Raw genomic sequence first — 22017 nt, 5'->3', positions numbered from 1 at the left:
CGTTTCCTGTTCGCAGGCTTGTTACTGCTGCTATTCGTGCTGGCGCGGCGACGGTTTTGTGGTGCTGGTGCTGGTATGTACGGGGATTCGGTGGGTGAACAAGCAGAAAGGGTGAAACTGGCCCGGTAAGCGCTGCGTTACCGGGCAAAAGCGTTAGCGAACGCGGATATAGCTGCCGTCAGATTGACGGGTAAACAGCACCTGCTGTCCGCCGCCGCTATCGATGGTGAGCCCTGTCACCACGCCGTTAGCATTCTGGCGAACCTGAACCATTTGCCCGGCCTGCAGTGAACTCAACGGCTTTCCGGCACCTTCCACTTTTGACATCGCATAGACATCGGTCGGCGGCAGATTATGGTCGCGGAACAGTTGTGCCAGAGTTTTGCCTGACTCTACGCGATAGCTGCGCCACTGCTGCTCAATACCTGGCGCAGATTGTGTCTGCGCAGGCGCGGTTTGTGCCTGAGGCTCAGATTGTGGCTGTGATTGCACCGTCTGCGGCTGTTCGTCAGGCTGTTCTTCCTGAACCACTTCCGGGGCGGCAGGCGCGGCCTGGCCTGGATCGTTTACCGGCGGTATGGAAACCAGCGGTGGCAGCGGCTGCTGTAGATTGCCCTGTTGCGGCTGAGACTGCGACTGGATATCGAGCTGCGCATTCCGGCTCACTGGCTGTTGGACAGGCGCATTATCATCAGAGGGAAGCAGAAAGCCGATGATGACCAGCAGAAAACCCGCAATGATACCGCGACGGTGCAGCGGTGGCAGCGGGTCCATCAGTGTGAAATTATCCGGTGCATGCCAGATTTTTAACAACGTAGGTTGTAGTGCGAATCGCCCGGGCATGGGTCACCTCCTGCTCCGCGTTTCCCTGTTTTGTCCCTCAGTATATACATAATTCTGCCGAGACAAAGTTTTACCCGATGCGGCCTGGCTGTTATGCTGCCCGCTGATTTTCATCCGATGAAAGGAAAGACCATGGCAACCCCGACTTTTGACACCATTGAAGCCCAGGCTAGTTACGGAATCGGCCTCCAGGTAGGACAACAGCTTAGCGAATCCGGCCTGCAGGGCCTGCTGCCAGAAGCACTGGTTGCTGGTATTGCTGATGCGCTGGAAGGCAAACAGCCGCAGGTTCCGGTGGATGTGGTTCACCGTGCGCTGCGTGAAATTCACGAACGTGCTGATGCCGTGCGTCGCGAACAATTCGAAGCCATGGCTGCAGAAGGCGTGAAATACCTGGAAGAAAACCGTGAGAAAGACGGCGTGAGCAGCACCGAATCCGGCCTGCAGTTCCGCGTTCTTAATCAGGGCGAAGGCGCAATCCCGGCACGTACCGACCGCGTACGCGTTCACTACACCGGCAAGCTGATTGACGGCTCCGTGTTTGACAGCTCCGTCGCACGCGGCGAACCCGCTGAATTCCCGGTTAACGGTGTGATCCCTGGCTGGATCGAAGCCCTGACCCTGATGCCGGTTGGCTCCAAATGGGAACTGACTATCCCGCAAAACCTCGCTTACGGCGAGCGTGGCGCTGGCGCGTCGATCCCACCATTCAGCACTCTGGTTTTCGAAGTCGAACTGCTCGAAATCCTGTAAGTCAGCTGATCCTCTCCCGTTCGCGGGAGAGGATGTCAAAAAGTAGCGTAAAATCCCTAAGTTAGAAATTTGTTAGCATTTAATCTTGCATTGTCGCAAAGTCAGTGTATTTTTGTGAGCTGTTTCGCGTAAGTAGAGTGATATAACACTCACTTCAAACATCTTATTAACATTATATTCATTTCTTAGTATTCAACCCGCCGATTCTTTCCTACTATCGATCCGTCTTAAAACTGAAACATCGACAGATGTATTCAATGGCCGCAGAGCCAGCACAACACAACAGGAACAACAGGAAGAAATCACATGGTAGATCAGATAAAAGTCGCTGCCGACGAAGAGGCATCGACCGAACAGTCACTTCGGCGCAATCTCTCCAACCGGCACATTCAGCTAATCGCTATCGGCGGCGCCATCGGCACCGGGCTGTTTATGGGCTCGGGTAAAACCATCAGTCTGGCCGGGCCGTCGATAATCTTCGTTTATATGATTATCGGCTTCATGCTCTTTTTCGTCATGCGTGCAATGGGTGAATTGCTGCTGTCGAATCTCGAATACAAATCCTTTAGTGATTTCGCCGCCGACCTGCTCGGACCGTGGGCGGGATACTTTACCGGCTGGACTTACTGGTTCTGCTGGGTGGTGACCGGAATGGCTGATGTCGTCGCCATTACCTCCTATGCGCAATTCTGGTTCCCCGGATTGTCAGACTGGGTCGCATCGCTGACGGTTATCCTTCTGCTGCTGGGCCTGAACCTCGCCACCGTGAAAATGTTCGGTGAGATGGAGTTCTGGTTCGCGATGATCAAAATCGTTGCCATCGTCGGGCTGGTGATTGTCGGTCTGGTCATGGTGATGACGCACTTCACGTCCCCAAGCGGCGTACAGGCCTCGTTCGACCATCTGTGGAATAACGGCGGCTGGTTCCCGAAAGGGATTAGCGGCTTCTTCGCCGGGTTCCAGATAGCGGTGTTTGCCTTCGTCGGTATTGAGCTGGTGGGCACCACGGCTGCCGAAACGAAAGACCCGGAGAAATCGCTGCCGCGCGCGATCAACTCCATTCCCATCCGCATCATCATGTTCTACGTGTTCGCGCTGGTGGTGATTATGTCCGTCACGCCATGGGGTTCCGTGGTGCCGGATAAGAGCCCGTTCGTTGAATTGTTCGTGCTGGTTGGCCTGCCTGCGGCGGCGAGCATCATCAACTTTGTGGTGCTGACCTCTGCGGCATCGTCCGCGAACAGCGGCGTGTTCTCGACCAGCCGTATGCTGTTCGGGCTGGCGCAGGACGGCGTAGCGCCAAAAGCGTTTGCCAGGCTCTCTAAGCGCGCCGTTCCGGCGAAAGGGCTGACCTTCTCCTGCATCTGCCTGCTGGGTGGGGTGGTGATGCTGTACGTGAATCCAAGCGCAATCGCCGCGTTCACAATGATCACCACCGTGTCGGCCATTCTGTTTATGTTCGTGTGGACCATTATTCTGTGTTCGTATCTGGTCTACCGCAAACAGCGTCCGCAGCTGCATGAAGCGTCAAAATACAAAATGCCGCTCGGCAAGATGATGTGCTGGGTCTGTATGGCGTTTTTCGTGTTCGTGATTGTGTTGTTGACGTTGCAGGAAGATACCCGACAGGCGCTGATCGTCACGCCGCTGTGGTTTGTGGTGCTTGGCCTGGGCTGGTGGGTGCTTAGTAAGAAACGTACCGCGTAGTTCGACAATCGTCCTCCCTACACTCAGGCTCTTTCTTAAAGGGCCTGAGTGCTCTTCAGTAATACCGTCCCGCTAAATTCAATTTTAAATGGATTAGACTTTGCAGAGATTTCGCGAAGGTTAGAAACTGTTAAATGAATTTCGATGAAATGGCGTTTTGGATTTTGTCGTTAAAATTGCGTTTATTAGAGGTATTATTATGAAAAAAACCATCCTGGCTTTAACCTTCGCCGTCGTGAGTCTCCCTGCTTTCGCAAATCATCCGATTGCCAGAACAGCCGTTGTGGCGGGCTCCGACCATCCTGTGGCAATGGCCGCGGCGACCGGTGGTAACGGCGCACATCCTGTTGAACGTGGCGCGGTCATTGCTTCATCCGATCACCCAGCTGAAATGGCTGTCGCTACCGGCAGTAACGGTGCGCACCCTGTTGCACGTACCGCCATTGTTGCACAGTCTGACAATCCTGTTGCTGCGGCCGTCGTGACCGGACACTAATGATCCCGTCAGGTCCTTATTCAAGGGCCTGAATAAGCGGCTTTTGCAGCTTGGCGCGCACGGCGATAACCACGCCGACCACCAGCAGCGCAATGCCGGTGAACGTCAGCAGCGGTGGAAAGCTCTGGCGCAGCATAAAGGTATACAGCAGCCCGGCCAACGTTTCGAAGACGATCAACGGCCCAAGAATCACCGTCGGCAGCCTTTGGCTGGCGATATTCCAGCACAGCGCCCCCACCCATGAGCAGAACACGGCGATGACTATCATCAGCGTGATAAACACCTCTGGTCGCGGCCCAAACGGCAGCGGGAAAGAGTGTCCCTGGCCGCTGAGCCACAAACAGGCAAGCACGTAGCCCAGCAGCGACATAGGCAGCGTCACCAGCGCCTGTGCTGTCGCCCACATCATCGGGTGCTTATCCGGATTTTCACGCAGCCAGCGCGCGTTGCGCAGTGCGTACCACGCCCAGCAAACGACGGATATTAACGCCAGACCGATCCCGCTCCCGTAACGCCACCAGCTGAAATCAACGAGGCCATGGCGCAGCTCGGCGATATTCACGCATACCAATCCCAGCGCGATGCAGACCAGGGCGGGCGCCATGCTCAGCCAGGAGAGCTTGCCATCGCGATGGCTGTACAGCAGATTGGCAAATACCGGAAGCACCACCGGCAGCGTGCCGATGATCATCGTTGAAACCGGTGCGCCCGCGCGCTGAATGGCGCTGGCCAGGCAGACGTAATAAATGAGGTTGCCCATCATGGTCAGGCCCAGCGCCGTAAGCCAGTCACTTTTGCTGAGCTGTTTGAGCTTCGCGCGTCCGAGCCACGCCAGCGGCAGGGCGATTAACCCCAGCGCCAGATAGCGCCCCATCGACTGCAATACTGCCGGATATTCGGGCACCAGTAGCGGTCCGACGAAAATCAAACCCCACATCAACCCCGCCAGCAGGGCGTACAACACACCACTCATCATGTTCTGCACCTTCTTAGTCAACAGGCGCAGTGTAGGAAGTGCGGTGGCGGGGCGTATTGTATGAGGTTGCGCATTAGCGCATGAAAACCTGTTTCTGGTAGCGAACGGGCGTGATGCCGTAGCGATGGGTAAAAGCGCGGGTAAGGTGTGACTGATCGGTCAGGCCAGTAGCGGCAGCCACTTCGGCGGCAGGCATGCCGTAGGTCAGAAAATCTTTGGCACGCCACAGGCGAATTGCCATCAGCATTTGGTGTGGCGAAACGTGATAACGGGCCTTGAACTGACGCTGAAAATGGTACGGGCTCAGCGACACCACGGCGGCCAGATCGTCGAGGGTCACGGTATGCATATAGTTGTCGTGCAGATAGTCGCGAACGCGCTCGAAACGGTGGGGCGCTTCATGCAAATGCGGAGCATGGTGGGCGAAGGGGCGGAAGGTCTCGATAAGATCGAGCAACATCCCTTTTTGTGCCAGTGGGTCATCGGTATTCCACAGGTTATAAATTTGCTGGCAAAGCAGGGCGGATCGTTGGGCGTCGTGACGGACCACATCGCTGAACCACCAATGGCGAATGCCGGTCACTTCTTCAAGTAAATCCGGTTCCAGATACACCATCCGATAGCGCCAGCCGTCGGCGGTTTCTGCTTCACCCGTATGCAGCTCGTCCGGGTTCATGGTGACAACGGAATTGACCGGCGCCACATACTGGGTACCGCGATAGCGAAAACGTTCGGCACCGAGTTCAATGGCGCCGATACCAAAGGCTTCGTGGGTATGCGGTTCAAAGGCATAATGCGAGATATGGGCATGATAAAGCTCCACCCCTGGCACCTGAGCCAGATGGCGGAAGCTGGCACTGTCTCGCTCGTCTGTGAATTGCTGAGGAACACCCTGCACGCTGACCTCCCACGGAATATCCCGTCATTATCGAAGATACCCCGTGGGCGCGCCACAAAAATAGCCGCTTGTTAAATTTTACAGGAGTCTTTTGACGCTTTCAGACAACGGGGTTGTTGGGCGCTGGATAAGCTTACTGAGGGTGCGGCTGTCATCAAACAGGCCGCCTTTTGAGGCGCCAACGTCAGAGTCCGCCAGCATATCTGCCAGTCCGGCAGGCAGGCCGACACCTTTCAGCGCGGCGGCAAAATCCGCTTCGTTCAGATTCTGGTAGCTCACGTTTTTACCGCTCTGTTTGCTCAGTTCGGCGGCCAGTTCGCTGAGCGTCCACGCGCTGTCACCCGCCAGCTCATACACTTTTCCGGCGTGGCCTTCTGCGCTTATCACCTGTGCTGCGGCGGCAGCGTAATCGGCGCGGGTCGCTGAGGCAATTTTTCCGTCACCCGCAGCCCCGATAAACACGCCATGCTCAATGGCCGGAGGCGCGCTGGCGAGATAGTTTTCGGTGTACCAGCCGTTACGCAGCAGGGTGTACGCGATACCGGATTCAGTGAGCATTTTCTCGGTTTCGATGTGCTCAACGTGCAGGCCCAATGGGGATTTGTCAGCATGGAGGAGGCTGGTGTAGGCAATGAATTTCACGCCCGCGGTTTTCGCGGCGTTGATGACGTTGCGGTGCTGCACAGCGCGCTGCCCCACTTCGCTGCCGGAAATCAGCAGCAGTTTGTCTACGCCCTGAAGCGCGGATTTAAGCGCGGCTTCGTCGGTGTAATCACCCTGGCGTACGATGATGCCTTTGTTGCTCAGCGCCTGGGCTTTCGCCGGATTACGCACAATGGCGACCAGCTGGTTGGCGGGAACAGTTTTCAGCAGGTTGTCGATAACAAGTTGGCCCAGTTGGCCGGTAGCGCCGGTAATTGCGATCATCAGGTGACTCCTTCGTGTTTGTCTTCAGTTGTGATACGCTAACACCAGAACTAACTTTTAGTAAGTACGTACAAAAAGGTAAGTATGAAAATGGCGAATCCGACCCTCAGTGAACAGCTGCGCGATGGCAATTTGTTTGCCGAACAGTGTCCGTCCCGGGACGTGCTCAAGCATGTGACCAGCCGCTGGGGCGTGCTTATTCTGGTCGCGCTACGCGATGGCACCCATCGCTTCAGCGACCTGCGTCGAAAAATGGGCGGCGTCAGCGAGAAGATGCTGGCACAGTCCTTACAGGCGCTGGAGATGGATGGCTTTATCGATAGAGTGTCATACCCCGTGGTGCCCCCGCATGTGGAATACAGCCTCACGCCGCTCGGTGTGCAGGTGAGTGAGAAAGTGGAAGCGTTGGCGGACTGGATCGAGCTGAACCTGCCGCAGGTGATGGCACACTGGGATGAGCGCGCGGCGTGAATGACCGATTTAAAGCAGGAATTGCCCGGCGGCGCTAACGCTTGCCGGGCCTTGTATTATCTTTTCTGTGCAAAGAGAACCGGCCAGTTCTTTTTGCCAGGCAGTCCGGATGCCGTGCCGGGCCTTAGATCCCAGAATCTGTGTCGTAGATAATTTGCACCGGACTGCCCTTCTCCACATCTGATAAACCGAACAGTATCATGGACCGGGTCACCCGGTACCCCGCATTCGCAAGGATGGTTATACGATGGAAAACACACTTCACTTCATCGGCATTGATGTTGCCAAAGCCAAACTCGATGTCGATATGTTGCGTCCTGATGGCCGTCACCGCAGCAAGAAATTCGCTAACACGCCCAAAGGTCATGATGAACTGATCAGCTGGCTGCATCAGCACCTGGTCATGCATGCTCACATCTGTATGGAAGCCACCGGGACGTACATGGAAGATGTCGCCGCGCATCTCAGTGATGCGGGGTATCAGGTCTCCATTATCAATCCGCTGCTCAGTAAAGCTTTTATCCAGAGTCAGGGGATACGGAGCAAAACGGATGCGGTGGATGCCCGTCAGCTGGCCTATTTTTGCCGGGAAAAACGCCCGGCGATATGGGAAGCCCCGCATCCGCTGGAGCGGGCCCTGCGGGCGCTGGTGTTGCGCCATCAGGCGCTGACGGAGATGCACGTTCAGGAGCAAAACCGTCGGGAAAGTGCCCGGGACGTTCAGCTGCCGAGTATCGATATGCATCTGCTGTGGCTGGAGACGGAGCTGAAGCGCATTGAAAAACAGATAAAGGACCTGACGGATAATGACCCGGATATGAAAGACCGGCGTAAGCTGCTGGACAGTATCCCGGGCATCGGGCCGAAGACGTCGGCGGTGCTGCTGGCTTATGCAGGACTGACACAGCGGTTCAGGGAAGCGAGGCAGTTCGCGGCGTTCGCGGGGCTGACGCCAAAGCAGCATGAATCAGGGAGCAGTATCCGTCGGGTGAGCCGGATGAGCAAAATGGGGCACGTGTCACTGAGACGGGCGCTGTACATGCCGGCGATGGTGACGCTGTACAAAACGGAATGGGGCCGGGTGTTCAGGGAAAGGCTGGAAAAGAACGGGAAGAGCGCGAAGTTGATAATCGGGGCAATGATGCGAAAGCTGGCGCAGGTAGCGTATGGCGTCCTGAAATCAGGACGCCCGTTCGATGCCACACAACACATGGAAAATGCTTGCATGGCATAACAGCATCTACGATTACTGGGTTACTTGCTTAAATCAAGCTGATAGACCGCAAAACCGATATCGTCGGTGCCGACTTTTTTCATCGGATACTGCGCGTGGTCTTTGATAAACGCCGCGGCTTTCTCCGTCGGTGACGTTTCAAAACGAATATCCAGCGGTGTGGCCGAATGAATCGGCGCTAAGCGCCAGTTGTTGTCCGCAGCCGGATGGATTTCGCCCTGTTTTTTCGATTCCGCACCGATCCATGCCGCCAGCACTGAACGGTTCTCATCTGGTGAGGCGAAAGCGATATGGCTGTCGCCGGTTCCGGCAAACTTGCCGCCGTAAGCGCGGTAGTTATTGGTCGCCACCAGGAATGTTGCAGTCGGATCGATAGGTTTGCCGTTAAAGGTCAGGTTTTTGATGCGTTCTGCTTTCGGGTTAATGCTCTGGCATTCGCCGTCATAGCGCGCCGGTTGGCTGACATCAATCTGGTAATCCACGCCGTCGATAACGTCGAAGTTATAGGTGCGGAAACCGTCCCAGTTGATCAGCGACTGCGGTTTGCTGCTGGTCACGTCAATCTGATTGAACTGCCCTGCGGAGCACTCCAGCCACTCTTTCACCTCTTTGCCGCTGACTTTCATCACCACCAGCGTATTCGGGTAGAGATATAAATCGGCGGCGTTACGGAAGGTGAGCTGGCCTTTTTCTACTTCGACAAAACTGGCCGGATCGTTTTTACGTCCGCCGGCTTTAAACGGTGCGGCGGCGGAAAGCACCGGCAGTTTCGCCAGGTCCGGATCGCCCTGAATAAAGTGCTCTACGTAGGCTTTCTGCGCCATATTCACCACCTGAACGGTGGGATCGTCCTGCACAAGAGACAAATAACTGTACATATTGTCGGACGATTTGCCGATAGGCTTGCTGACGAACGCGCGAGTGGCGTCGTGATCGGCTTTCAGCACCTTCACCATATTCTGGTCTTCTGCGGCGAGGGATTTTTTTGCGACGGCATCATAAATCGGCCGCGCTTCGGCTTTGGCCTGCGACACTTGCCATTTACCGCCGTCATTGTTCAGCACCAAATCCACTACCCCGAGGTGATCGCCCCACATGCCTGGCATCACCGCCGGAATTCCGTTAAGTAAACCGTTGTCGATATCCGCCCCTTTGATGTTGGCGAAATCCTTCGACGGGAACACCGCATGGGCGTGACCAAACATGATCGCATCCACGCCCGGTACCTGGCTGAGATAGTAAACGGAGTTTTCCGCCATAGCCTGATACGGGTCGGCGGAGAGACCGGAGTGGGCGATAACCACCACCACATCGGCACCTTTTTCACGCATTTCAGGCACATATTTGCGGGCGGTTTCGGTAATGTCATTCACCGTCACTTTGCCGCTAAGATTGGTTTTATCCCATATCATTATCTGTGGCGGCACAAAGCCGATGTAGCCAATTTTCAGGGTCTGCGGCTTGCCGTCTTTATCGACAACCTGGGTCTCTTTAATCAGATACGGTGTAAACAGCGGATTTTTGGTCTTAACGTCGATGATATTGGCATTAACGTACGGGAATTTCGCGCCATTGATTGCTTTGTGCAGGTAATCCAGTCCGTAGTTAAATTCGTGGTTACCAAGATTACCCACCGCGTAATCCAGCGTATTCATCGCCTTGTAAACCGGATGCACATCGCCCGATTTGAGCCCTTTCGCCGCCATGTAATCGCCGAGCGGACTCCCCTGAATCACATCGCCGTTATCCACCAACACGCTGTTTTGTACTTCACCTCGCGCGGCGTTGATCAGGCTGGCGGTGCGCACCAGACCAAACTTCTCCGTGGCGGAATCTTTGTAGTAGTCAAAATCCATCATGTTGCTGTGCAGGTCAGTGGTTTCCATAATCCGCAAATCCACGGTCGAGGCCTGAACACTTGCGGCAATCAGCGTGGCAAGGAGCGTTGCGCTAAACTTAATCATCAGAGGGGTCCTTTCATTGATCGAGGGCACAAAAGACAAAAGGGTATACATCCTGTTGCTTACAGAAGTGTGAAGGTTGCCAGAAAATTGCGCGAGGAAACGGGCAACGCTTCACAGATAGCGCAATTGGCCGCGATAGGATATAAATAAAACAACGAGTTAACGCCACTCTACTTAACACGAGGTGGAAAATGCTGGAACAAGTATGTCAGCTTGCACGGAAAGCAGGTGATGCCATTATGCAGGTTTACGATGGGGCGCAGCCGATGGACGTCGTCAGCAAAGCTGATGATTCCCCGGTGACGGCAGCGGATATTGCGGCCCATGGCGTGATCGTCAGCGGGCTGAATGCCCTGACGCCGGAAATTCCGGTGCTGTCAGAAGAAGACCCGCCGGGTTGGGACGTCCGCCAGCACTGGCAGCGCTACTGGCTGGTGGATCCGCTCGATGGCACCAAAGAGTTTATCAAGCGCAACGGGGAGTTTACGGTCAATATTGCCCTGATTGCACAGGGGAAACCGGTGCTCGGCGTGGTCTATGCGCCGGTGATGAAAGTGATGTACAGCGCGCACGAAGGCAAAGCCTGGAAAGAAGAGTGCGGCGTGCGCAATCAGATTCACGTGCGCGATGCCCGGCCGCCGCTGGTGGTGATCAGCCGTTCGCACGCCGACGCCGAACTGACGGAGTATTTGCATCAGCTCGGTGAGCACCAGACCACATCGATTGGCTCGTCGCTTAAATTCTGCCTGGTGGCAGAAGGGCAGGCGCAGCTTTATCCGCGCTTCGGGCCGACCAACGTCTGGGACACTGCCGCGGGCCACGCGGTTGCGGTGGCCGCCGGGGCGCACGTTCACGACTGGCAGGGCAAAACCCTCGATTACACCCCGCGTGAAGCGTTTCTCAACCCTGGCTTCAGGGTATCAATCTACTGACCGAGTAGCTTATGCAGCAGGGCGATAACCTGCTGCACATCCTCTTGTGTCAGCGCCCCGTCTTTCGTCCATTCCACGCGGCCTTCTTTATTCAGCACCACAATTGCCGAACTGCCTTCTTCAAGCTGCCAGGCGCTACGTGCCAGCCCGTTGCTGTCGACAATAAACTGTGACCACGGATAGAGCTTTTTATTGCTCTCAATGCTGCTGCGCACGAACATCCCCGAACCTGGAATGGCGTCATCAGTGTTTACAATGGTGGTGGTCTGGTATTTGTCGTGCGGGAATTTTGCGGACTTAATCGCTTCGATAAGCGTGGCGTTCTTCTCTTTGGCAGATGTACGGCCAGCAATATGTTGTACAACTCTCACTTTGCCAGGAAGCTGCGAGCTATTCCAGGTTTTATAGCTAAAATCATCATTATCAAGAATGAGTTCGCCACGGTCGGCGATGCCCACAGCGGGCACCCGTTGACCGTTCTGGAAATTATGCGCAGAGGCCATCAGTGGCATTAACAGACATGAAATCGCCATCAGCTTACGTAGGGTCATGGTGTTTTCCTTATTTTATGCAGGTGATCCGACCACTTGGTTCTGAGCTTTAATCATAAGTGCGAATTATTAGGTTTTCCCGCAATCATGATGCCAGTTTGCGGGTGACCGCACATAACCGTGGAAAAATGAAGGCTTATACTGCCTTATTCACCAATCTGAATAGATTATTCTTAATTACTGTCATCAAACGGTAAATAAACTTCTACAGACTGGGTGTCCCGGTCGATATGGACTATAGTTTTATACCCGTCGCCCTTCAAGTTGCAGGGTTGTTGGCTGCTCTCATTCACCCGAATCACTTACTTGAGTAAGCTCATCGGGATTCATTCGATTGCCGCCTGCCTGCATCTTGAAGTTACTTGGGTATAGAGCATTAATTTTGCGCCCCGGAACGCGGACCCGATTGTGGAGTCGCAAGGGCGTAAGACTCAGCAGGAGATAACAATGAAAATTTTCCAACGGTACAACCCACTTCAGGTGGCTAAGTACGTGAAGATCCTGTTTCGTGGACGGTTGTACATCAAGGACGTGGGCGCTTTCGAATTTGATAAGGGCAAGATTCTTATCCCGAAAGTGAAGGACAAACAGCATCTTTCTGTCATGTCCGAGATCAACCGTCAGGTTACGCGTCTGCAAACTGAGATGGCGTAATCAACCAACGTGCTATGCAGTCGTTAAGACGTAAAAAAAACGGCTCCTCGAAAGGGAGCCGTTAGTGTTTCTATGGGCCGTAAACTTATGCCGCGCCTTTCTCTTCAGCGTCAGGCAGTTTCGGCGTCAGAACCGTGGGCTTGCTGTCGACGCGGGTCACCAGTAGCTGATCGATGCGGTAGTTATCGATATCCACCACCTCGAACTTATAACCCGAGAACTTCACGAAATCAGTGCGTTTCGGGATTTTGCGCAGGGTAAACATCATGAATCCGCCGATGGTTTCATAGTTGCCCGACTGCGGGAAATCGTCGATATCCAGTACGCGCATCACGTCTTCAATCGGCGTACCACCGTCGATGAGCCATGAGTTTTCATCACGCGCCACAATCTGCTCTTCCTGACCCTGGCCGACCAGGTCACCCATCAGCGTGGTCATCACGTCGTTGAGGGTGATAATGCCCACCACCAGCGCGTATTCGTTCATGATAACGGCGAAGTCTTCACCGGCGGCTTTGAAACTTTCCAGCGCTTCAGAGAGCGTCAGGGTATCCGGCACAATCAGCGTATTGCGTAACTGCACGCCACCCGCCAGCGCCAGACTCTGGTTCGCCAGCACGCGGTTCAACAGGTCTTTTGAGTCAACGTAGCCGATGATGTGGTCGATATCTTCTTTACACACCAGGAACTTAGAGTGCGGATGCTGCGCGACTTTGTTCTTCAGGCTTTGTTCGTCTTCGTTCAAATCGAACCAGATAACGTTTTCGCGCGACGTCATTGACGACGGCACGGTACGCGATTCCAGTTCAAACACGTTCTCAATCAGTTCGTGTTCCTGCTTACGCAGCACGCCTGCCAGCGCACCGGCTTCCACCACCGCGTAAATATCGTCGGAGGTGATGTCGTCTTTACGCACCATTGGCAGCTTGAACAGGCGGAAAATCATGTTCGCCATGCCATTAAAGAACCACACCAACGGGCGGAATACTGAGAGGCAGAAGCGCATCGGGTTGATGATCCGCAAAGCCACGGCTTCGGGCGAAATCATACCGATGCGTTTCGGAGTCAGGTCAGCTATCAGGATGAACAAACTGGTGACCAGCACGAACGACAGAATGAAACTTATCTGTTCAGCAAGCTCGGCTGAAACGTACTTAATAAGGATGCTGTGGAAGGCCGGGGAAAAGGCTGCATCACCGACGATACCACCAAGAATGGCAACCGCGTTAAGACCGATTTGCACCACGGTAAAGAACATACCGGGGTTTTCCTGCATTTTGAGAACACGGTGTGCATTAATATTGCCCTCATCGGCGAGCAGCTTCAGTTTGATTTTGCGGGAAGCTGCAAGCGAGATCTCGGAAATCGAGAAAAACGCACTGACGCCGATGAGGCAGAGTATGATTAATATACTGTTTAACATAGTTTTTCTAACCGTTAAGGTCAGAACCTCGGAAGGATGGTTGAGTCGTTGATTGAATTGGAATAACGCTTAAAAAAACCGGTCCGAAGGCACTGGACCGGCAATATCGGGGATAGTATAGCGTAAGGGACTGTAAATTCGCCAGAGGTTAACTTCCAGGCGCTAAAGCCGCACCGTTTTTGCGTTTTTCCGGGCTTGCGTCCCAGACCTGGTCGTATGGGAGGCCGGTCAAATCTTTGATGACCTGGCGCGTCTGTTCATCGCAATCTTCGCAGGCGCCGCCGAGTTTGCGGCGGGCTATCTCTTTTATCAGCGTTTTGTGCGAAGCCTGGGTGAGTTTGAATTTGAAGGTCATCCAGAAGCTTATCGCCAACAGCCCGGCGGTGGCGAAAATCATCAGCCCGATAATCGCATGCAGGGCGCTTTCCGGCTGCGTGCCGCCGCCTTTCACAAAACCACTTTCCTGCAACACGATACCAATCAGCATAATCGCCAGCGCCACCGTGCTTTTACGGGTCAACACCATCACTCCAGCGAAAATGCCTTCGCGGCGCTGACGGGTCACCATCTCATCGATATCCGGGATAAAGCTGTAGATATTCCATGGAATGTAATACAGCCCCGCACGGGCCGCGCCGAGCACGACAAACACCGCAGAGAACAGCAGCGTCGGCACCTGGATATCGTTGATGTACACCACAAACAAGAACGCCAGCACCGCGAAAATACAGCTGTAGGAGAGCCGCAGCGCGCTGGATGGCGTCATATCGAGCTTATTCATCAGCATCATAAAGCCGAAGGTGCCCGGCACGGACACAAAGGCGGCGATGGTCAGCAGGCCCGACACAGCCCCGGCATCACGACCTAGCGCGTACACCACGTAATAAGTGAAAACTGAACCGAACACATCCATCGCGGTGAACGAGCAGATGTAAATCATGATGTGCTGGCGAAAGGCTTTGATTTTGAACGATGAAAACAGATCGATAACCAGATATTTCAGGTGATTGAACAGCCCTGATTGCCGGTTGTTCACGGGCTTAAATTCATACTCTTCACGCACATCTTTGGCCTCCCAGGTGCAGGCCCAAGTGGTGAACACCGCGATGAAGAAGATCAGGGCAAAAACGCTGCCGGTGAGAGTATAGGTCAGCGAATTATCTTTCCCGGTAAACTGCATGATGATGCCCGGGATGGACACCGCCAAAAGGCCGCCAAACTGCGAGCACATCATGCGCACGCCGGAAAGACGGGTACGTTCGCTGAAGCGGTTAGTCATTTCAGCGGCCAGCGTTTCCCACGGCACCAGCACCATCGCTGAAAGCAGCTCAATGGAAAGGTAGGTGCCGAGGTAGTACCAGTAGCTCATGTCGGTGATCCAGACCAGCGCGTACAGGAACATCAACGGGGCGCTTAACAACAGGAAAAAGCGGCGACGACCGAATTTACGGCCCAGCCAGGTATCGCCAAAGTTGTCCGTCACATAGCCCATGACCGGGCTCAGGATCGCGTCAATCACGCGGGCTATCGCGAAGATAGAGCCTGCCTCTAAAACCGACAGGCCACAGTAGGTGGTGTAAAAAAAGAGTAACCAGGTGCCGATAACGGCAAAAGCACCCCCGCCAAAAAGATCGGTTACGCCGTAGCCAATCGCCACGCCGTAACCCACTCTGCGTTCAGTAGGTTTAGCCATATTATTATTCTCGTGCTGATTTGTTTGGTTATGGCACACGCCTCTTCAGCGCGTGCCGCATCTTATTACAGCCGCAAGTGCATTGTTATTCGGGCAACGTGACCCATTGTCGTAATTGTGACGAACGATAAATTGCCTCCACCATATGCAGCGATTTCGCCGCGTCGTTGAGGCCGGTAACGCCGCTGTGTCTGTCGCTGCGAACGGCGTCATAAAACTGGCGAATGGCGTTGATATGACCGTTTCCCCAATAGCGTTTACTGTGGCCGTAGGGTGTTTCGTCGCTGGCGATCATCACCCGTTTGTCATCTGATACGCGCCAAAGCGTGTTATCTCGCAGCTGTAACTCGCCTTGTTCACAATGGATGTCCAGCTGTAAAGGTGTGTCCCGGGTGTGGTTGTTGCTGGCGAAAAACAGCCCGCGTGCGCCGCCGCTGAATTCCAGCGTTGCCATGGCGGTGTCTTCGGTATCGATGGTGTCTTCAAGCCGTGCACAGTCGACAACACCCTTCAGGCGCGTCACGCCGCCGCCAAACCACTGCACGAGATCAAGCGTGTGAATGGCCTGATTGATAAGCAAACTGCCGCCCTCGCTGGCGTAACGTCCACGCCAGGGGCTATTGGCGTAATAAGGTGGGGTACGTGACCAGGTCAGAAACGCATTAATGCTGAGTAGCCGCCCTAATGCGTTTTCGCTCAGAAGCTGACGCAGCGCCAGGCTGGTGGGGTTCAGGCGATTTTGATAGCACACGCCAAGCCGCCCGTCGGCCTGCTTTTCCGCGGCCCGCATTTCCACGATATCGGCCATGTTCATCCCAACCGGCTTCTCGCAGAACACCTGTTTCCCTGCCGCCAGCGCGGCCAGGACCATCGGTTTATGCAAATAATGCGGCGTGCAAATGTGCACCACGTCGATGGCGACATCACAGAGCATTTCCCGGTAATCCTGATAAAAGGCGCAGTCGTATTCGCCGGACAGCGCCCGCCCTTTGTCCGGGTCGATATCGACAATTGCCCGCAGCACCACGCCGGGTGTCTGGCGTAGCGCTTCAACGTGGCAGGTGTGAATGGCGCCGCAGCCGATAATGGCGGCATTGAGCGTTTTCATTGCGGCCTCCTTATCGTCCGGCGTTGGCCAGCATTTGCGCCTTCACGCACAGCTCGGCGGCCTTAAAGGCGTGCGCCTGACTCATGGCGTTTTCGGTGCGGTTCAGGCAATCGTTAATCAACTCGCCGAAATAGGGGAAGCCCACCTGGCCCGCCACCGGATAGCGATGCTCGCCGTCTTTATTCACCAGATACACCACGTCCTGTTCGCCGCGTGTCAGATCAATGTATTTGCGGATTTCGATATAGCCTTCGGTGCCGAGCAGCGTCAGGCGGCCGTCGCCCCAGGTTGGCAAGCCTGCTGGCGTGAACCAGTCGCAGCGGAAATAGCCCGTTGCGCCGTTAGCCCCGGCCAGCATTGCATCGCCGAAATCTTCGAATTGCGGATGCTGCGGATGCGTGACGTTACGTACCTGGCTGGCGACGATGTGCGCCTCTTCATTGCCGGTGTAAAACAGGAACTGCTCAATCTGATGGCTGCCGATGTCGCACAGAATGCCGCCGAAGTAGCGACGATCGTAAAACCAGTCCGGGCGGCCTTCGCCTTCGCGGTGTGGCCCGGTGCCAAGCGTCTGAATGACCTGACCAATCGCGCCCTGTTTCACCAGTTGCCCGGCAAAAACGGCGCTTTCCACGTGCAGGCGCTCGCTGTAGTAAACCGCGTATTTACGCCCGGTTTTCGCCACCATCGCTTTGGCGTCTTCCAGTTGTTCGAGGGTGGTCAACGGCGCTTTATCGACGAAGTAATCCTTGCCTGCGGCCATCACTCTCAGCCCCAGTGCGCAACGTTCAGACGGTACGCCAGCGCCAGCGATGAGCTGCACCTGCGGGTCGTTGAGCAGCGTTTCCAGCGAGGTGGCAACCTGGGCCTGCGGATAGTGCTGCACAAATTTATCGACCTTCACCGGGTCCGGATCCCACACCCATTTCAGCTGTGCTCCGGCTTCAACCAGCCCGTTACACATGCCGTAGATATGCCCGTGATCGAGGGCGGCGGCGGCAAAAATAAACTCGCCAGGCTTCACCACCGCCTGAGGTTTGCCGGTCGGGGCGTAATTCATACCGTCGTTCTTGTTCATGATGCAGCTCCTGTATCGAAATTTTTGCCGAGTGGGATGGCACCCACTTCGCTGAAGTTGGCGACGGAGGCGGATTTTTCATAAAAATGCGGAGCACGCGCGGTCAGGCCACCGGTCCGATAAAAGGCATCGTCAGGCGCAATCGGCAGTGTCACCACCGAGCGGGTAATCGCTGATTTATAAATGGCGGTGATGATTTCCAGCGAACGCTTGCCCTGTACGCCGTCCACTAACGGCGACGTCTGCTGCTCGAGCGCGGTGAGGACGTTGTCTATTTGTCCGGTGTGCAGCGTCCAGCGCAGGCGTGGCGTCATCCGAAACAGCGTGGTCAGCTGATCTTCCAGCGCCGCGTTATGCGTATCTTGCGGAAAACCGTTGTCTGCCGACTGGCTGGCGAAAACGTCCCACGGTGCGGATATTCGCGCTTTTTCACCCTGAATCACCATCTTCTGATCTTCGCCGTGATGCACCACCGAGGCGGTAAGCTGGGTCAGCGCGCCGGAAGGGTATTTGAAAATAGTGGCGCTCAGGTCTTCCACTTCGGCATTGTCGTGGGCGACGTTGCTCATCATTGCCACCACTTCGCTCGGGAAGCCGAGCATCCACTGAATGGCGTCGATGTGGTGTACGGCGTGGTTCAGCGTGCAGCCGCCGCCTTCTTTTTCCCAAGTGCCGCGCCACCACAAATCGTAATAGCAGTGGCCTCGCCACCAGAAGGAATCGACCTGTGCGTGGCAGATTTTCCCCGCAAGGCCGGAGTCCACCGCCGCTTTCAGACGCCAGAAGGCGTCGGTGAAGCGGTTCTGGGCGATAATCGACAGCGTTTTACCGCTTGCCTGCTGGGCGGCAATCATCGCGTCGCACTCTTCCAGTGATGCGGCCATGGGTTTTTCGCACAGCACGTGCTTTCCCGCCTGTAGCGCGTCGATGCTGATTTCCGCGTGAACGTACGGCGGGGTGCAGACATCAACGATATCAACGTTCGGTTCGTCATCGAGCATCTGCTGGTGGCTGCTGTAAACCCGGGCATCCTGCAAGCCGTAGCGCGTTTTTTTCTCCTGTGCTTTTTCCGGATAGATATCGACCAGCGCGACAATCTGGCAGCGCGCGCCCATTTCCAGATATCCCTGAATGTGGTTGTGCGAAATGTTCCCTGTTCCGACAATTGCGACACGTAACATGTTGGCTCCTCATTACCAGGTTCCGGAAGCGTCGAGGGTGCGGCTCTCGACGAGTTTTTCCACCGAGGCGGCGATGCGTTCGTCGAGCAACTGCTTGAAGCGCTGCTCATCAAACGGCAAATCGACCCAGCCGTCGGTCCACGTTGAAAGGTGCATGGCGTTGGAAAGGGTCAGGCCGCGAATCCCTTCGAGGCCCGGAGCGATAAGGGGTTCGCCGCGCAGAATAGCGGCACAGAAATTGGTGGTGATCACGTGATGGTCGCTGCATTCGGCGGCGACGGGGAGGGTGACTTCCCAGCACTCCGGCTCGCCAAAGCCGTTTTGCCAGCGCGCATTGAAGGCGTCTTCAGATTCGCGCAGCCGCCAGAAACGCAACCGGCCCTCTTCGACGACAATTTTTCCCCGGGTGCCCGCGATTTCCAGGCGGTTAGTACCCGGCGTTTCCGCCACGGTGGTGATGAACACGCCGGTTGCGCCGTTGGCATATTCGGCGTAGGCGGTAACGTCGTCTTCCACCTCAATCTGGCGGTGCTTGCCGAACTGGCAGAAGGCGCGCAGTCGTACCGGCATACCGACCAGCCACTGCCAGAGATCGAGCTGATGCGGGTCCTGATTGAGCAGCACGCCGCCGCCTTCACCTTTCCATGTGGCGCGCCAGCCACCGGAGTTGTAGTAACTCTGTGAGCGATACCAATTGGTGATAATCCAGTTAGAGCGGCGGATGTCGCCAAGTTCGCCACTGTCGATCAGGTCTTTGACCTTCTGATACAGCGGGTTGGGACGCTGGTTGTACATGATGCCGAATACCACATCGGACTCACGGGCGCAGGCGTTCATCTCCTGAACCTGTGCGGTATAAACCCCGGCAGGTTTTTCGCACAGCGTATGAATGCCGTTTTGCATCGCCAGGATCGAGAGGCTTGGGTGATCGTAATGCGGCGTGGCGACGATCACCGCGTCGATAAGCCCACTGCGCAGCATGTCGTGGGTGTTGCTGAAGATGTCGACCTTATCACCCACAATCTGGCGGATGGCGTCGTGCTTTTTCTCGTCAATATCGCAAACCGCAGTCAGTTGCGCGTCTTTCACCGTACCTGCCAGCAAATAGCGAGCGTGAACCGTGCCGATATTACCCACACCAATAATGCCGAATCTTATGCTTTCCATGTCACACCTTATTCAGAGCTAATGACGGATAAAACGAAAATAGGTAAGGGGATACGGACAGACAAAAGGAATTTGTGAGAATGCTCGCAGGCTAATTATCAATTTCACCTGCAACCAAAAATTCTGTTTTAAAATCAGATGACTGTGTCTGCAAAAATTTGCAGATATTGATTGCGAGCGAGGTCACATAATGTCCGGCAAGCTGAAAATGGACCAAATTGCGGCGGCAACGGGATATTCCGTCAGTACCGTTTCGCGAGTGCTAAGCGGAAAGTCATATACCAGCGAGCAGGCGCGGGAGGCGATTGTTCGCTGTGCCAGAAAGCTCGGCGTGCTGGATGAACTCGCCAGCGGGCGGTTATTGATTAACGGCATTGCCGTATTTGCGCCGTCGAGAACCTTTACCGCGCGTGGGGATATTTTCTATCAGGAAGTGACCCGCGGGATTGCCGATGCCATTGAACCGCATGATGTGTATCTGACATTTTGTGGCCTAGAAGAACAGGACGCAGATATTAAGGCCTTCCTGGATAAAGCTAATAATAAGAATATTAACGCGATAATTATTATCGGCACCGACGATTCCACCGTCTTTAAGCTGGCGCAGACCCTGAATAAACCCTGCGTATTAATTAATACCAACGATAAAGAACGTATTCTTGATGCCGTTTCTCCCGATCATCGTGCCATTGGTTTTAGCGCCATGCGTTACCTGTTTGAGCAAGGCCACCGGCGCGTGCTGTGTATGACCACCCTTCGGCGTGAAACGCTGTACGCCCGGCTGGATGGCATAAAAGAGGCCTATCGCCGCTATCACGTGCCGTTCAACGCGCAAAAGGATGTGATTATCACCGAAGGCTTTACCGCCGAGGAATCCGAGCAGGCGCTGATGCAGTGGCTGGCAGAAACGCCGCATGAAGCGTGGCCACAGGTGATTTTCCCCGGCAGCACCAGCATGACCACCGGTGTGCAGCGCGTGCTGGAGCATCACGGCCTGCGCGTGCCGGAAGATATTTCGCTGATAACCACTGATTTTCACTGGCGGCTCGACAACGAACTGGCGAAGCCCATCACCAGCGTGACGGTGCCATGTCGCGAACTGGGCGTGGAAGCGGTGCATTTACTGCAAAACCGGCTGAACCGGCAGGGCGCGTCAGTGCTGAATGTGCTGCTACAGGGGAAATTACAGGATGCGGGAACGGTGAGTAACGCAACGCGGCATGCGGCCCGCGTTGCAATGGAGAGCTAACGGTCAGGCGAGTTGTGGCGGTAAGCACACGCCAATGCCGCCGATGCCGCAGTAGCCGTACGGATTTTTATGCAGGTACTGCTGGTGGTCGTCTTCCGCATAGTAGAACGGTTTAGCGGTGTCGATTTCAGTGGTAATGCTTCGGGAGTCATTGGCCTCGTTCATCGCCGCCTGGAAACGCGCCAGACTGGCGTGGGCCGCTTTCTCTTGCTCAGGCGTCAGCGGGTAAATTGCCGAGCGGTACTGGGTGCCTTTATCGTTACCCTGACGCATGCCCTGGGCCGGGTCGTGATTTTCCCAGAATACATGTAACAACTGCTCATAGCTGATAACGGACGGGTCATAGACCACGCGAACCGCTTCGGCGTGACCGGTTTCACCGGAGCACACTTCGCGGTAGGTTGGGTTCGGCGTGTAGCCGCCGGTGTAGCCCGCAGCGGTGCTGTAGACGCCCGGCAGTTGCCAGAACAGGCGTTCAACGCCCCAGAAGCAGCCCATGGCGAACAGCGCGACTTCCATCCCTTGCGGAATATTGGTCATGGAATGCTCGTTAACGGCATGCAGCGCGGCGACAGGCATCGGCGTATTGCGACCGGGCAGCGCATCCGCTTGAGCGACAACGTGTTTTTTATCGAATAAACTCACGGTTTGGCCTCCGGATAAAGGAAATTGGGGTTAAGGTTGTCACCGCCCCTCTCTTTGATGACAATAA

General features: G+C 55.2%; 21 protein-coding genes. 8 read left to right on the top strand and 13 right to left on the bottom strand.

What is annotated here, in order from left to right:
* Positions 1–153: 153 nt before the first annotated feature.
* Positions 154–843: a LysM-like peptidoglycan-binding domain-containing protein gene (locus MUU47_RS03605; RefSeq protein WP_258986791.1), complete on the bottom strand. Its 690-nt coding sequence runs from the start codon at positions 841–843 to the stop codon at positions 154–156.
* 132 nt (positions 844–975) lie between these two features.
* On the opposite strand from MUU47_RS03605, the gene bamJ reads away from it, so the two are divergent.
* From bamJ to MUU47_RS03590, 3 genes are all read left to right on the top strand, one after another.
* On the top strand, positions 976–1596 hold the full coding sequence (bamJ, locus tag MUU47_RS03600) for a BamJ family beta-barrel-assembly machinery protein (RefSeq protein WP_185153764.1): 621 nt from the start codon (positions 976–978) through the stop codon (positions 1594–1596).
* Positions 1597–1902: 306 nt separating this feature from the next.
* Complete coding sequence (gene cycA, locus MUU47_RS03595; protein ID WP_258986790.1) at positions 1903–3303, top strand: D-serine/D-alanine/glycine transporter; 1401 nt, start codon at positions 1903–1905, stop codon at positions 3301–3303.
* 199 nt (positions 3304–3502) lie between these two features.
* Entirely contained in the window at positions 3503–3799 is a 297-nt protein-coding gene (locus MUU47_RS03590; protein WP_258986789.1) for a hypothetical protein, read from the top strand.
* Between the two features lie 16 nt (positions 3800–3815).
* On the opposite strand, the gene MUU47_RS03585 is transcribed toward MUU47_RS03590, so the two are convergent.
* The 3 genes from MUU47_RS03585 to MUU47_RS03575 form a co-directional block, all read right to left on the bottom strand.
* Positions 3816–4775, bottom strand: coding sequence for a DMT family transporter (locus MUU47_RS03585; protein WP_258986788.1), 960 nt, complete (start codon positions 4773–4775; stop codon positions 3816–3818).
* Positions 4776–4848: 73 nt separating this feature from the next.
* The gene (locus MUU47_RS03580; RefSeq protein ID WP_258986787.1) at positions 4849–5673 is read right to left on the bottom strand and encodes an AraC family transcriptional regulator; all 825 of its coding nucleotides are present in this window, start codon (positions 5671–5673) and stop codon (positions 4849–4851) included.
* 78 nt (positions 5674–5751) lie between these two features.
* Positions 5752–6600 carry an SDR family oxidoreductase gene (locus MUU47_RS03575; RefSeq protein WP_258986786.1) on the bottom strand — a complete coding sequence of 283 codons (849 nt, stop codon included), beginning with the start codon at positions 6598–6600 and terminating at the stop codon, positions 5752–5754.
* 90 nt (positions 6601–6690) lie between these two features.
* On the opposite strand from MUU47_RS03575, the gene MUU47_RS03570 reads away from it, so the two are divergent.
* A complete protein-coding gene (locus tag MUU47_RS03570) occupies positions 6691–7071 on the top strand; it encodes a winged helix-turn-helix transcriptional regulator (protein ID WP_159774942.1) in 381 nt (126 codons plus the stop codon).
* A 247-nt stretch (positions 7072–7318) separates the two neighbouring features.
* Positions 7319–8305, top strand: a complete 987-nt coding sequence (locus tag MUU47_RS03565; RefSeq protein WP_258986785.1) for a transposase — start codon at positions 7319–7321, stop codon at positions 8303–8305.
* Positions 8306–8325: 20 nt separating this feature from the next.
* Here the strand turns inward: MUU47_RS03565 and MUU47_RS03560 are convergent, their stop codons facing one another.
* Entirely contained in the window at positions 8326–10269 is a 1944-nt protein-coding gene (locus MUU47_RS03560; RefSeq protein ID WP_258986784.1) for a bifunctional 2',3'-cyclic-nucleotide 2'-phosphodiesterase/3'-nucleotidase, read from the bottom strand.
* 191 nt (positions 10270–10460) lie between these two features.
* On the opposite strand from MUU47_RS03560, the gene cysQ reads away from it, so the two are divergent.
* A complete protein-coding gene (gene cysQ, locus MUU47_RS03555; protein WP_258986783.1) occupies positions 10461–11201 on the top strand; it encodes a 3'(2'),5'-bisphosphate nucleotidase CysQ in 741 nt (246 codons plus the stop codon).
* Here the strand turns inward: cysQ and MUU47_RS03550 are convergent.
* Entirely contained in the window at positions 11195–11752 is a 558-nt protein-coding gene (locus tag MUU47_RS03550) for a YtfJ family protein (RefSeq protein WP_258986777.1), read from the bottom strand. The genes cysQ and MUU47_RS03550 overlap by 7 nt on opposite strands.
* A gap of 447 nt (positions 11753–12199) precedes the next feature.
* On the opposite strand from MUU47_RS03550, the gene MUU47_RS03545 reads away from it, so the two are divergent.
* Complete coding sequence (locus tag MUU47_RS03545; protein ID WP_110510900.1) at positions 12200–12406, top strand: DUF1107 domain-containing protein; 207 nt, start codon at positions 12200–12202, stop codon at positions 12404–12406.
* A gap of 85 nt (positions 12407–12491) precedes the next feature.
* On the opposite strand, the gene paeA is transcribed toward MUU47_RS03545, so the two are convergent.
* The 6 genes from paeA to MUU47_RS03515 all read right to left on the bottom strand — a co-directional run bounded on the left by paeA (position 12492) and on the right by MUU47_RS03515 (position 20056).
* Complete coding sequence (gene paeA / locus MUU47_RS03540) at positions 12492–13829, bottom strand: polyamine export protein PaeA (protein ID WP_110510899.1); 1338 nt, start codon at positions 13827–13829, stop codon at positions 12492–12494.
* Between the two features lie 148 nt (positions 13830–13977).
* Entirely contained in the window at positions 13978–15522 is a 1545-nt protein-coding gene (locus MUU47_RS03535; RefSeq protein WP_258986776.1) for an MFS transporter, read from the bottom strand.
* An 85-nt stretch (positions 15523–15607) separates the two neighbouring features.
* Positions 15608–16630, bottom strand: coding sequence for a Gfo/Idh/MocA family protein (locus tag MUU47_RS03530; RefSeq protein WP_258986775.1), 1023 nt, complete (start codon positions 16628–16630; stop codon positions 15608–15610).
* 10 nt (positions 16631–16640) lie between these two features.
* A complete protein-coding gene (locus MUU47_RS03525; RefSeq protein WP_258986773.1) occupies positions 16641–17708 on the bottom strand; it encodes a Gfo/Idh/MocA family protein in 1068 nt (355 codons plus the stop codon).
* Positions 17705–18889: a Gfo/Idh/MocA family protein gene (locus MUU47_RS03520; RefSeq protein ID WP_258986771.1), complete on the bottom strand. Its 1185-nt coding sequence runs from the start codon at positions 18887–18889 to the stop codon at positions 17705–17707. The genes MUU47_RS03525 and MUU47_RS03520 overlap by 4 nt, the downstream gene beginning before the upstream one ends.
* 12 nt (positions 18890–18901) lie before the next feature.
* Complete coding sequence (locus MUU47_RS03515; RefSeq protein ID WP_258986770.1) at positions 18902–20056, bottom strand: Gfo/Idh/MocA family protein; 1155 nt, start codon at positions 20054–20056, stop codon at positions 18902–18904.
* Between the two features lie 190 nt (positions 20057–20246).
* On the opposite strand from MUU47_RS03515, the gene MUU47_RS03510 reads away from it, so the two are divergent.
* Complete coding sequence (locus tag MUU47_RS03510; RefSeq protein ID WP_258986769.1) at positions 20247–21305, top strand: LacI family DNA-binding transcriptional regulator; 1059 nt, start codon at positions 20247–20249, stop codon at positions 21303–21305.
* A 3-nt stretch (positions 21306–21308) separates the two neighbouring features.
* Here the strand turns inward: MUU47_RS03510 and msrA are convergent, their stop codons facing one another.
* The gene (msrA, locus tag MUU47_RS03505) at positions 21309–21950 is read right to left on the bottom strand and encodes a peptide-methionine (S)-S-oxide reductase MsrA (protein ID WP_258986768.1); all 642 of its coding nucleotides are present in this window, start codon (positions 21948–21950) and stop codon (positions 21309–21311) included.
* Positions 21951–22017: the final 67 nt, after the last annotated feature.

The sequence above is a fragment of the Scandinavium hiltneri genome (genome assembly GCF_024764835.1).
In the GTDB taxonomy this organism is placed as follows: Bacteria; Pseudomonadota; Gammaproteobacteria; order Enterobacterales; family Enterobacteriaceae; genus Scandinavium; species Scandinavium hiltneri.
The sequence above is the reverse complement of the archived record's forward strand: the minus strand, read 5'-3'. Positions and strand labels throughout refer to the sequence as shown.